Origin of the sequence: Nocardia ninae NBRC 108245, assembly GCF_007990755.1 — a bacterium.
In the GTDB taxonomy this organism is placed as follows: Bacteria; Actinomycetota; Actinomycetes; order Mycobacteriales; family Mycobacteriaceae; genus Nocardia; species Nocardia ninae.
Genome location: NZ_BJXA01000024.1, coordinates 103,305 through 114,721, shown reverse-complemented (window position 1 = coordinate 114,721; position 11,417 = coordinate 103,305). Strand labels below are relative to the sequence as shown.

Below are 11,417 nucleotides of genomic sequence, written 5' to 3'. Positions count from 1 at the left end.
GGCCTGCGGTGCGGGCGCGGCCTGCTGCTGGGACGACGAATCGTCGACCGTCACGCCGTGGTCGGTGACCAGCGCGGCGAAACCGCCCGCGTAGCCCTGCCCGACGGCGCGCACCTTCCAGCTGCCCTGGCGGCGGTAGAGCTCGAGCGCGATGACGATCGACTCGGTGCTCAAGCCCTCGATCTGGTACTCGAACAACCGATTACCCGTCGCGTCCGACACGATCGCGGTCGGCGCGGGGAATTGCCCGAAGTTGCTGTTCGCGTCGTCCAGTGTGATCACCGCGCGAATCTGCGCGATATCGGCGGGAACCGAGTTCAGCGACACGGCAAGCGAGGCGGGCTGCCCGGCGGGCGCGGGCTGCAGGTTGACCCCGGGTCCGCTCGGCTGGTTGAAGAAGACGAAGTCCGCGTCGGAGCGGACCTTGCCCTGCTCGGTGACCAATAGTGCGGAAAGATCCGCCGGCGCCGTGAGCTGGATGGAGACCACCACGTCGTTCGTGGCCAGCGGACCGTTTTGGCCCTTGGCGAGTGTTGCGGACAAGTTAGACCCTTCGCTTGTCGGTGCGTTCGAATGCCACTCTACGAGAAAGGCGCGGGCAACGGTTCCGGTAAACACCCTCGTTGACCCCGACAGTTGCCGGGGCATCGGCTAATGTGTCGACACGCAGTTGGAATGTGGGGTTTTTCCATGTTCCCGTAACGAGACAGCGAGCAAAAACACCCTCATGGCGCAACTGTTCGAACAATCCAAGAAGGTGATCGAGGCGCACCTCGCCGGGACGAGCCTACGGGCGATATCCGGGTCGATGATCGCCTACGAAGGCAACGTGCAGTTCAAGGCGGCCGGTTTCGGCGGCGGCGACGGCGTGCTCGCCGGACTCAAGCGCCGCGCCACCGGCGAGAAACTCGCGCTGATGGAGTGCTCCGGCAACGGCCGCGTCTTCTTCGCCGTGAACGGCCAGCACGTCACCGTGGTCAACCTCAACAACGAGACGCTGCAGGTGGAGTCGCAGCAGCTGCTCGCCTTCGCCGGGAATCTACGCACCGACGTGCGGTTCGCCGGCCTGCGCGGCGCGTCGACCGGCGCGGGACTGTTCACCACGACGGTGTCCGGGCAGGGGCAGGTCGCGCTGCTGTCGGCGGGCGGGCCGCTGATCCATCTCGAGGTGTCGCCGCAGTACCCGCTGGTGGTCGACCCGGATGCGTTCGTCGCCGCGCGCGGCAACCTCAATCAGTCGTTCGTCACCGACGTCTCCTGGCGCACGGTGGTCGGTCAGGATGCGGGCGAGGCGTTCTCGCTGCGCTGGGACGGCCAGGGCGTGGTGTTGATCCAGCCGGCGGAACGGTAAGGGCGAGCGGATGTTCGAGAAAGTCAACAGCAAGGTCGTCAAGGTCAACGTCGGGATGGCGGGTGGCGTGGCCGCCCGCACCGGCGCGATGCTGTTCTACACGGGTGATGTTTCCTTTGCGCCGCACCAGATTCCGGGTGGCCAGGCGATGGGTGGCGGCGGCGGGTTGATGCGCATGGCAGGCCGCATGATGGCGGGTGAGCACGAGCGCACCATGCTGGCGCAGGGCACCGGTGAGGTGCATTACGGGTTCGCGGGACTGGAAGTCCATGTGGTTCAGATGCAGCCGGGTGCGATGCTGCGGGTCGAGGCTTCGCGATTGCTGGCCAATACCGCGGGTTTGCAGAGTTCCATTGTCTCGGTGATGAGTTCGGGTGGCAGCGGGGGCGGTGGCGGCGGCGGACTGATGGGTGCGCTGCGCGGCGCCGCGACCGGGGCGCTGACCGGCCAGGGCATGTTCACCACGCAACTGTCCGGGCAGGGTGCCGCCGTCTTGCTGGCCCACGGCGGCTTCCTGGAACTGCAAGTGGGCGGCCCGAATCCGATCGTGGTGGACCCGCAGGCGTTCGTCGCCGCGTACGGAAACGTGCAGACCGAGCTGAAGACCGCGCTCAGCTGGCGCGACGCGGTGGGTCGCGGTTCCGGCGAGGCGATGCAATTGCATTGTGTCGGACAGGGTGTCGTGTACGTGCAGGCCTCGGAAGAGAAGTTGTGACCATGACCGATATCTTGAATCCGATGAATCTCGGTGACAGCGACAATATTCCGGGAAACAGCTACGCCTACTGCATCGACCTGAACAAGCCGTGGTTCATGCGCAAGGGCGCGATGATCGCCTACTACGGCGACATGCGATTCCAGATGCTCACCCATGGCCTGCAGGGCGGGCTGATGCACATGGTGGCGCAGCAATTCTCGGCGCCGCTGTTCACCGGCGACTACGTGGTGGCCGAGGGGCACGGGAAGCTGATCATCGGCGACCGCGGCTACGACATCAATTCCTATGACCTCGAGGACAACGGCAACCTCACCATCCGCGCCGCCAACCTGCTGGCGTTCGAGCCGGGGCTGTCGCTGAACCAGTCCATCGTGCCCGGCTTCCTCACCCTCATCGGCACCGGCAAGTTCCTCGCCTCCTCCAACGGCCCGGTCATGTTCGCCGAGCCGCCGCTGCGGGTCGACCCCGAATCCCTGGTCGGCTGGGCCGATTGCCCCTCCCCCAGCCACCACTACGACCAGCGCTGGATCTCCAGCTTCCTAGCCGCGGGCGCCGCGCGGTTCGGCGTCAACTCCGGCGAGGAACGCCAATTCGATTTCACCGGTGCGGGCACCGTGCTCATCCAGTCCAGCGAGAAGGTGATCAGCGACGCCATGCTGGTCCGCACCATCGAGGGCCAGATCCAGAGCGGCATCACACCCACCGGACTGCAACGTCTGCAGGGCGTCATCGCTCAGCAGTTGGGCGGGCAACAGGGGTACTGAGTACCCTTGCGCCGCGGCGGGTCCCGGACTGCGCTACGTTCGGACAAAGCCAGCCAGACGTCTGGACAAGGTGGTCGATACCGTGGCGCGACGTTCGATGCTCCTCCGTACGTTGGCAATCGCTGCTGCCGCTGTCACCAGCGCCGGCCTGGGTCCCGCGGTGGCCGTGGCGCAACCCGCCGCACAGTATGTCGCGCTCGGTAGCTCCTACGCGGCCGGGCCGGGGATCGCGCCGGTCGCCGACACCGGGTGCGCCCGATCCGCGCAGAACTACCCGCGCCTGCTCGCCGACGCGCTCGGGCTCGCGCTCACCGACGTCACCTGCTCGGGCGCGACCACGGCCCATATCCTGGATACTCCGCAGCGACTCCGGGACGGGCGGTCGGTACCGGTGCAGCTCGACGCGGTGACCGCCGACACCCGGCTGGTCACCGTCACCATCGGCGGCAACGACCTGCGTCTCGTCGGCACCATGATCACCCAGAGCTGCGGTAACGCTGCCGTCCAGGCGTTTTCGCTGCCCACTGCGGCGGCCGATGTGGCGACCCGCGGGTGTGCGCTCGGTGGCGGCGATCTCGCTGGGCCGTCGATGGATACGGATTACGGTCGCGTCGAGCAGGCGCTGGTGCGTATCGCCGACGCGGTGCACGCCAAGGCACCCGATGCTCGCGTGCTGTTCGTCGACTATCTGCCCGTCGTCGACCGCGAAGCCACCGCATGCACGGCCGTACCCCTGCAACCGAACCAGGCGAGCGCCGCGCGGGCAGGCTATGACGGGCTGCTCGCCGCGACCGCCCGCGCGGCTCGCTCGGCGGGCGCCGACGTCATCGAGGTCGACCAAACCCACACACCGTGCACACCCGCGCCGTGGGTCACCGGTTTCGCCGATCCCTTTACCCGCACACCGGATCTCGCCGCCGTCATGAGCTCGTACCATCCCAACCTCGACGGCATGACCGCCATCGCCGAGCAGATCGCAGGCCTGATCAGCAAGTAACGGCCCGGCCGAACGACCCTCAGTCATCCTTCGGATCGTCCGTTCGGCGGACTCGGTGGCGCTCGGGGCAGGGTTAGTTTCCCGGCAGGACTTCGTGCTGGGAGGCGCCATGAGTGTGGGACTGCTGCTCGTCATCATCGTGGGGGCGATCGTGCTGATCGTGAAGCGGTTCCTGGGGGAACCGGTGGACGCGCGTGACACGTTTCTGACGCCGTTGATCCTGGTGGGTGTCGGGATTTACAGCGTCACCAGAGTCGAGGGGCTCAATGGCGTCGACATCACCTGGTTGGTGATCGGTGGCGTGGTGGGCATCGCGTTCGGTGCCGTGCGTGGCACCACGACGGTGCTCTTCGAGCGGAACGGGCATCTCTGGCAGCGCTACACTGCGAAAACCCTTGGCGTCTGGGCGGCTTCGGCGGCGGTGGGTTTCGGCATCAACGCCCTCGGCAGCACCATGGGGATGCATCACGACGCCAAGCCCATCACCCTGTCGATCGGTATCGGCATGCTCGGTGAGATGTGCACGCTGGGACTGCGTGCGCTCGCGACCGGTATTCCGTTCGCGCCGGACAAGAAGACCGCGGCAACCAGGTCCGAGACGGAGATCCTGCGGCAGCGGCTGAGCACCGAACGCTCGACAGCACTGCGCGACGGCCTCGACTTGCTCGAGCAGTTCCGCGACCGTAGGCGATGATCACGCGCCGATCATGACGTCTCGTGCTGGGCGGCCCATCCGTCACGCAAGATCGTAGTCAGGTCGGATCTCGTTGCTTGCCAACCCAATTCGCGATACGCCCGGCCGCTGTCGCTGACCAGCAGCGGTGGCTCCTGCGCCGCAGGCCGATGCTCGACAGCGATGGCCCGACCGGTCAGCCGGGTGGCCTCGGCCACGAGTTCGGCGACACTGGTGCCACCGCCGCTGCCGATGTTGTACCGGCGGCACGCACCGCGCTGGGGCAGGTGTGCGACTGCCGCCGCGAAAGCTGTTGCGGCGTCCTCGATATGCACGTAGTCGCGCACCGCGGTGCCATCACCGTTGATCGCCAGGCAAGGCTCGTCGCCCGCCGCTACGGCGAGGATGCGCGGCACGATCCTGGTCGGGTCCGGGTCGGCGCCGCCCGCGATATTGAACAACCGCAAGACCACTGCCGCGAGTTGACCGGTCGCCGCCTGCGCGGCGATCACCGATTCGACGGCCGCCTTGCTTGCGGCGTACGGATGTGGCGGACGGTCCGGCAGTTCCTCCGACATCGGCTGCCGGTCCGGCGTGCCGTAGATCGACGCGGTGGACGCGAACACCAGCCCGCCCACCTGCGCCGCGGCCATCGCGCGCAGCAGCGCGACCGTGCCACCGACATTTACCTCGAAGTAGCGCAGTGGATCGGCGAGGGACTCGCGGACGCGAGTGAGCCCGGCCAGATGACACACCACATCGATGTCGCGGACAGCCACGGCCAAGGCCTCCGGGTCGAGCAGGTCGGCGGTCCGAACCGGACCCTCCCCCGGCGTCCCCGCGCCACGCACCAGCCCGATCACCTCGTGCCCGCTGACCCGCAGTTGCTTGACGACGGCACCGCCGAGGTAGCCGTTCGCACCCGTCACCAATACCCGCACCCGCACATTGTCGGGTGCCGAAGCGCGCGGTCGGCCACCGGGCCGACCGGAGCTACTCAGCCGACGGTGCGCCCTTGATGAACCAGTTGATGATCTCCTCGCCCGCGAGGATGCCGGTGGCCCGGGTGATGGTGAGGTTGGGGTGGGTCCAGTTGAGGTGTTCGAGTTCGCCGTGCCGTGGGCGGATGGCGTAGTCGGCGGCGCGCAGCATCTCGGCGTCCAGGGCACCGTCGCCAGCGGCGAAAGTTTCGGCCTCGGTGGCGAGTTCGCCGGATTCGAGCAGACGGCGGCGGACCTCGGCGACGGCGTGGCTCTTACAGACGACATCGGGCATCGAGTAGATCTTGCGGCCCTGCTGGGAGGCGGACCAGCCACGAGCCCGGCACCAGGCGTCCCACTCGGCCAGGAAACCGGCGGGGACTTCCTTGGGGCGCACGACCAGGTAGCAGAAGAGGTCGTCGGCCTCGCGGAACTTGGTGACCCACGAATCATCGATGCGGTTCCGGAGTTCGGCGGTGACCTCGGAAAGTGTCGCGCCGCCCGCACGGACCTTGGCGTCGATGTCGATGCGCCAGCGCAGGTCCGGCACACCGTCGACGAGGATGTTGCCGCCGTTGCTGGTGATGGCGTAACGCCAGGGGGCACCGGGCAATTGGATGCGGGTGAACTGCTTGATGGTGCGGGTGGTCGTCGGGATGACGGCGGCCGGTTCGGTGAGGGTCTGCATGCGCAGCGCGGCGGCGGTCGTCATGAACGACAGCGGCGCACCCTCGAGATGTTCCACGCAGACAGTCGGCACGTCGGCGGTCGCGCTGAAGGCGTTGCGCGAGTAGATCATTGTCCGGTCCAGGTCGGTGGCGACCAGCGTGCGTCTTCGGGGTCTTCGTAGCTCCATCATGTCTGCTGCACGTCCTTGATCAGTCCCATACACGAGTAGGCCAGGTCGGGCACGACCTCGACCGGCACGCCGCGGGCCGCGGCGAGCAAGCGAATGTGCGCGTGTTCGGGCGCCTCGGCGTCGCGCACCAGCACCAGCCACGGCATCCGCCGCAGCAGCACCCGGGTGGTCTCGCCGACGCCGGGCTTCACGAAATTCACACTGGCGACGCCGTATTCGGCGCGAACCTGCTCGACCGAGGCCCAGCCCGCCCAAGTCGGCGTACGATCGCCGTCCCGAACTGCCGCGACCGCCGCGGGCACTCGAGCGCGGACGACATCGAACGCGGCAGTCACCGTATCGAGCAGGCGCTGCGAGACGTCGTCGTCCGCGAGTTCGCGGTAGTACTTGGCACCGTGGAACTCGCCCGGCCCGATCAGCGTGTCGTTCAGCACCGTGCGGGAAACCAGGCCGGACACAGTCGAATTCAGGCAGGCGGACGCGATGAGGAAGTCGTCGCGCGTGCCATAGGTGCGGACGCAATGCCCTGGGTCGGCGAGCACGGCGAGCTCATTGTTGAACCGCGCACCGCCCGCCGCGTGGTACGCGTCGAGCGCCTCGGTGAGCTCGCGCGTGATGGCGCCCTTGCCGGTCCAGCCGTCCACGAACACGATCGAAGCCGGATCATGATGGCGCGCAAGGTAATCCAGTGCGACAGCATCGATACCGCGATCCCGCACGATGGAGACCGCGTAGTGCGGCACGTTCAGGCTCCCGGCGGCCCGCCCGGAGCGCAACCAGCGCCGCATGAGAATGCCGATCGGTGTGCCCGCCCGCGCCAGCGACACCAGCACGATGTCGTCGCCACGTTCGGCCACCACGAGTTCGGCGACGGTGGCCACGGCCAGCGCCAGCCGTTCGGCACTGTCGGCGAGCACCTCGTCGAACAGCGAACGGTAGGCGGCGTCGGGCTGGTACTCGATCGGCAGCGACTCCGCGTAGTGCGCGACACCGGATTGGATGCGCCGTTCCCGTTCGGCCACGTCGGCTTCGAGGTCGACGTCGGACAGGTCCTTCAACAGCCACGAAACATCTTCGGCCGCATACGAACCGAAGTCGGGTCCGTGCAGCGGTTCAGGCAGTGCGCGCGCCACCGCGGCACCACCGCGCGCGGCATGCAAGGCACGGGGATCGGCACCGGGGATCACCGCGACAAGTACGTCGGCGCCGGAGGCGGTCAGTGCATCGACGAGCCCACCGTCCTCGACCAGCGCGGCGGTATCGGCGGGCGGGTCGATGACGACGACCAGCACCGGATCACCGGTTTCGGCCGGCGCGGCACCGCCGGGCCGACCGGAGAACTCCGCCGTCCAGTGCGCGTTGTACAGGTAGCGCGGCGCTTCCTGACCCGATTCCGGTGCGGTGAAACGGAATCCGCGACGCAGCGGGTATCCGGGCTCGTCCAGCACGTAGGCCGGCGACCGAGTGGTGGTCTGGTAGCGAGTCGGCGTGCCGGAATCGGCCAACTCCGCCGCGAGCCGCAGCGGCAGATACATCAGCTCCTCGTGCGCGAGCACGATCACGGGCCGTCCGGGGCACGTCAGCTCGAGCCGCGACCGCAGCACCTCGTGCGCGGCCCCGACGGCCGCGTCGAACGCGGCGAGGTCCGCCCGCAGGATCCCGTGCCTGCCACCCTCGGGCACCGTAGCGGGCCAGGGCAGCTCAATCCGTTCGAACGAACCACGCTGTGCGGCAATGGGATTCAGTTCTGGTCCCGGCAGCTCCGCGACCGCGTCCACCAGACCGTCGGGCAGCACGGTGCGCCCCGACGCCAGGCAGACGGTCTCGATGCTGACGCCCAGCTCGGCGGCCGCCTTGTCGAAGGCGATGCGATCGGCGTCCAGGCGCATATCCACCAGCGAGGCGAGCAGGTAATGCGAGCGCGGCGAGAAGGCGTGCAACGCCCGAATCGCGTCGAGCGCCGTTGCGCCGGTGGAGATTTCGTCATCGACCAGCACCAACGGAAGATCGTTCACGAAGATATCGGCGGGCACGGGTTGGAGCAGATGCGAGGTGGCATGCGAGTGCCCCTCCTCGAATCCGGTGAGGGTCTGCGCCTCGGCGACGTCGCGCCGCGTCGAATGCAGATAACCGACCGCGCCGATCCGCGCCGCCACGCAATGCCCGAGCCCCGTTGCGGTTTCGGCGAAGCCGAGCACCAGCGCCTCGCGGTCCCCGAGCAGCTCACGCACCAGGTCACCGAGCCGATTCCCGCCGTCGAGCACCACTCGCGGGTCGGTCGGCAGATGCTTACCGAGCACGGTGGACACCAGCAGATGCGCGCGCCGCGGATTGCGGCGCAGGCCGGGCTGAATCAGTTCCGCGATCGCCAGCTCGGCGGGCAACGCACTGGCCTGCCCGGCATCGATCGCGCTGTACGACTCTTCGTGGTGCAGCTGAAGACCGAGAGTTTTTGTCGCCCAGGGAATTCCGACAACATCGAGCGCAGCGCCGGTCATACCGTTACCAACGCCGTCAACAAATCCACGAACGAAACTCCCTTATTCGCCACACCGAAAACCCGCGCCCGCAACAACGTCTGCCGCGCCCAACTACGGTGCGGGCGCATTTCATTCATCTTGTTCCGATAACCCGACGCCGCGACGCCGCCGACATCGACCTGCAGAATGTCCAGCGCGTCGGAGTACTCCTCGTGCGTCACCACCGACAGCGCGTGCACCGCCGCCACATGCGACGGATGGATCACCGTTTTGCCCTGGATCCCATTGGCCCGATCCAGCGTGATCTCCCGCAGCAGGCCGTCGAGGTCCCGGCTCACCAGGTACTGCCGGAACGGCACGGCGTCGGACTCCTCGAACGGCGCGGTGCGCAGTAACGGCCGGAACATCCGCTCGTGATCGGCGAAGTACTCCCAGACCGGCCCGGTGATCACAAAACCGGTCCCGTCCGCGCGGCCCAGGTAGTTCACGATGTCGGCGATCACATCGGCGACCACCCGCACGTCGTAGATCGTCAGATCCCGGTCGCGCCGAATGCCGAACGTCGAGCACATGTCGGTCGCGCCGACGCGCACCGCGAGCACCCGCTCCCGATGTTCGGCCAGCAGCTCCGCGATCAGCGTCAGCTCCTGATCGCGCGTCTGCCGGTGCACCAGCCCCGCCGATTCGAGCACCGGCATCCCGTAGATGGGCCTGCCCAGTCGCTGCATCGCGGCGTCCAGCGCGGCGAGATATTTCGGCCCCGTCGCGCTGTCGAACTTGGGAAACACGAAACCGGTCAGCACCGAGGCGCCCGCACCCAGCTGCTCGACGATCTCGCCGATCGTGTCCGCGTCGCGGACCCGGACGAACAGCAGCGGGTTCGAATCACCGTTGGCCGCCAACAGGTTCAGCGCGTCCACGGTCTGCCGTTTGGCCGGCTCGACCTCGTGATCGGCGACCGCGTCTTCCAGGTCGATCACCATCGAGCACACGCCGCGTTCGGCGCGTTTGCTGATGGTCAGTGCCAGGTCCGGCCGGGTGGCCGGTGCGTACAGCGTCGCGCCGAGGCCGACGGCCAGTAGTTCCCGATCGGTGTAGTCGTCGCCGAACGGCTCCGGCTCGCGGTGGAACAGATCGCGCGCCTCCGGTCCGTGCAGCTGCCGGAAATGCCGCAGCGGCATGCGCTTCCGCAGGGAAACCTCCCGCTGGACGGCGATGCCTGCGGTCATCGTTTTCCCACCCTCATTCTCGTCGTGGTCCTGCTTGTTTTCTCATTCGATCCACTACCCCGGCTATGAAGTCGGTGATGGTATCCAGCTCCACCACATAGGCCCAGTAGTTCGGGTGCCTACCTGTCAGTGTTTCGCTGATCCGGTCGATCCGTGCGGCCTGCGCATCCAGCACAGAGCCCCATTCGGTGACGAGCCCGCGACTCACCGCGAGCATTTGGGCGTCCCGCAGCCGAAATCGTACGGCCTTGGCTTTCTCTTGCGGGTCGGACCGTACTTCACGCAACGTGGCGAGCCGTTTGATGACGGCGTCGACCCGCTGCTCGGCCTCCGTGAGATACCCGCGGGCGGATGTGGTCAGATCAAGTGCAATCTCCGGGTTGTGCTCCGCCGCTGCCGCGCGCGCCCGGCCCAGGGCGGCCTCCGCGGCGTCGATGGCTCGCTGACTTTCCCGCTCATTGTCAGCTAAATCGGCCGAACTCGCAGCGTTGAATTCGCGCAGCAGGCTCGAGTACGCCGGTGCCAGGCCCTCGGCCTTGGTCCGGGCGGCGGCCAGCCTGGTGCTGACCGAGGAGATCGCGGTCTTCGCGGCGGTGGCCCGGGTCGGCGCCTGCGCCAACGCGTCGGTCAACCTCTTGGTCGCCGCCTCCAGCCGGTTCGCGGCCTCGCGGACCGCGGCGGCGGACGCGCCCGGCCCCAGGGCTTCCAGTGTGATGAGAGCCTCATCGACGGCCGCGGTGTGTGCGCGCACCGAGGGGTAGTTCGCGTACTCGGATTCGGCCGCCTGCCCGCGCACGCCGGCCGCGGTGACCTTCACCTGGTGGGCGAGCTGCGGCACCGTGCCGAGGATGGCGACGGCCTGCTCGAGCTGGGCCTGATGACCGCGGTAGAACTCGTCGACGGCACGGGCCGCGTCGGTCAGCTGCCTGGTCACCGTCGCGGTCTGCTGCGGGCCCTGCGCCTGCGGGGTTCCTTCGCGTTCGGCCTGGTCGAGCTGCTCGGTCAGCGCCACGTACGCCCCCGCCGCGTCGTAGCAACGGCCGCGCACCGGCTCCCAGGCCGCGGCCATTCGGCGGTCCGGGAACACCTCCTCGGCCGCGTGCACCGCAGCCTCGGCCGCGCTCTGACGCTGGTCCATGTCGAGGAACGCGGACGCGAGCGAGGCTCGCGCCTGCTCGATCCATTCGTTGTTCCCGGACGAACGGAACCAACCACGCCTACGACCCGCCACGCCCCGATCTTAGAGATCTCTCGTGTTCACCGAGGGTTCTGCGGGTTCCTACGCAAGTTCGCGGAAACCTACTACTGTCGTAAGGCGTACCCGGCGATTCGGACATGCTGGGAACCAATGACGGACTATTGAAAG

General features: G+C 67.8%; 11 protein-coding genes. 5 read left to right on the top strand and 6 right to left on the bottom strand.

Translation table 11 applies throughout. The features are described from left to right. Positions 1-543: TerD family protein (locus tag NN4_RS19525; protein ID WP_147133136.1), on the bottom strand; the 543-nt coding region annotated here is incomplete at its 3' end. A gap of 184 nt (positions 544-727) precedes the next feature. Between NN4_RS19525 and NN4_RS19520 the strand changes: the two genes are divergently transcribed. The 5 genes from NN4_RS19520 to NN4_RS19500 all read left to right on the top strand — a co-directional run bounded on the left by NN4_RS19520 (position 728) and on the right by NN4_RS19500 (position 4,524). After that, on the top strand, positions 728-1,351 hold the full coding sequence (locus NN4_RS19520; RefSeq protein ID WP_107653378.1) for an AIM24 family protein: 624 nt from the start codon (positions 728-730) through the stop codon (positions 1,349-1,351). 10 nt (positions 1,352-1,361) lie between these two features. Beyond that, positions 1,362-2,066 carry an AIM24 family protein gene (locus NN4_RS19515; protein WP_147133133.1) on the top strand — a complete coding sequence of 235 codons (705 nt, stop codon included), beginning with the start codon at positions 1,362-1,364 and terminating at the stop codon, positions 2,064-2,066. A gap of 2 nt (positions 2,067-2,068) precedes the next feature. Beyond that, on the top strand, positions 2,069-2,833 hold the full coding sequence (locus NN4_RS19510; protein ID WP_135234044.1) for an AIM24 family protein: 765 nt from the start codon (positions 2,069-2,071) through the stop codon (positions 2,831-2,833). Between the two features lie 112 nt (positions 2,834-2,945). Then, positions 2,946-3,830 (top strand): SGNH/GDSL hydrolase family protein, encoded by an 885-nt coding sequence (locus tag NN4_RS19505; protein ID WP_186818511.1) that lies wholly within the window; start codon positions 2,946-2,948, stop codon positions 3,828-3,830. Between the two features lie 109 nt (positions 3,831-3,939). Continuing rightward, the gene (locus tag NN4_RS19500; RefSeq protein WP_186818510.1) at positions 3,940-4,524 is read left to right on the top strand and encodes a DUF1453 domain-containing protein; all 585 of its coding nucleotides are present in this window, start codon (positions 3,940-3,942) and stop codon (positions 4,522-4,524) included. Between the two features lie 11 nt (positions 4,525-4,535). Here the strand turns inward: NN4_RS19500 and NN4_RS19495 are convergent, their stop codons facing one another. Genes NN4_RS19495 through NN4_RS19475 form a run of 5 tightly spaced genes read right to left on the bottom strand, consistent with a single transcriptional unit; the run spans position 4,536 to position 11,282 of the window. Then, complete coding sequence (locus NN4_RS19495; RefSeq protein WP_147133127.1) at positions 4,536-5,444, bottom strand: NAD-dependent epimerase/dehydratase family protein; 909 nt, start codon at positions 5,442-5,444, stop codon at positions 4,536-4,538. A 52-nt stretch (positions 5,445-5,496) separates the two neighbouring features. Then, the gene (locus tag NN4_RS19490) at positions 5,497-6,342 is read right to left on the bottom strand and encodes an HAD family hydrolase (RefSeq protein WP_147133124.1); all 846 of its coding nucleotides are present in this window, start codon (positions 6,340-6,342) and stop codon (positions 5,497-5,499) included. After that, a complete protein-coding gene (locus NN4_RS19485) occupies positions 6,339-8,840 on the bottom strand; it encodes a phosphoribosyltransferase (RefSeq protein ID WP_147133121.1) in 2,502 nt (833 codons plus the stop codon). Before NN4_RS19485 ends, NN4_RS19490 begins: the two co-directional genes overlap by 4 nt. Beyond that, on the bottom strand, positions 8,837-10,051 hold the full coding sequence (locus NN4_RS19480; protein ID WP_186818509.1) for an HpcH/HpaI aldolase/citrate lyase family protein: 1,215 nt from the start codon (positions 10,049-10,051) through the stop codon (positions 8,837-8,839). The genes NN4_RS19485 and NN4_RS19480 overlap by 4 nt, the downstream gene beginning before the upstream one ends. Before the next feature lie 13 nt (positions 10,052-10,064). Then, positions 10,065-11,282: a hypothetical protein gene (locus NN4_RS19475; protein WP_147133118.1), complete on the bottom strand. Its 1,218-nt coding sequence runs from the start codon at positions 11,280-11,282 to the stop codon at positions 10,065-10,067. Between the last annotated feature and the right edge of the window lie 135 nt (positions 11,283-11,417).

Coding starts and splice junctions, on each gene's coding strand:
- NN4_RS19510 (WP_135234044.1), top strand. CDS start 2,069: ATGACCGATATCTTGAATCCGATGAATCTCGGTGACAGCGACAATATT.
- NN4_RS19515 (WP_147133133.1), top strand. CDS start 1,362: ATGTTCGAGAAAGTCAACAGCAAGGTCGTCAAGGTCAACGTCGGGATG.
- NN4_RS19490 (WP_147133124.1), bottom strand. CDS start 6,342: ATGATGGAGCTACGAAGACCCCGAAGACGCACGCTGGTCGCCACCGAC.
- NN4_RS19520 (WP_107653378.1), top strand. CDS start 728: ATGGCGCAACTGTTCGAACAATCCAAGAAGGTGATCGAGGCGCACCTC.
- NN4_RS19480 (WP_186818509.1), bottom strand. CDS start 10,051: ATGACCGCAGGCATCGCCGTCCAGCGGGAGGTTTCCCTGCGGAAGCGC.
- NN4_RS19500 (WP_186818510.1), top strand. CDS start 3,940: ATGAGTGTGGGACTGCTGCTCGTCATCATCGTGGGGGCGATCGTGCTG.
- NN4_RS19485 (WP_147133121.1), bottom strand. CDS start 8,840: ATGACCGGCGCTGCGCTCGATGTTGTCGGAATTCCCTGGGCGACAAAA.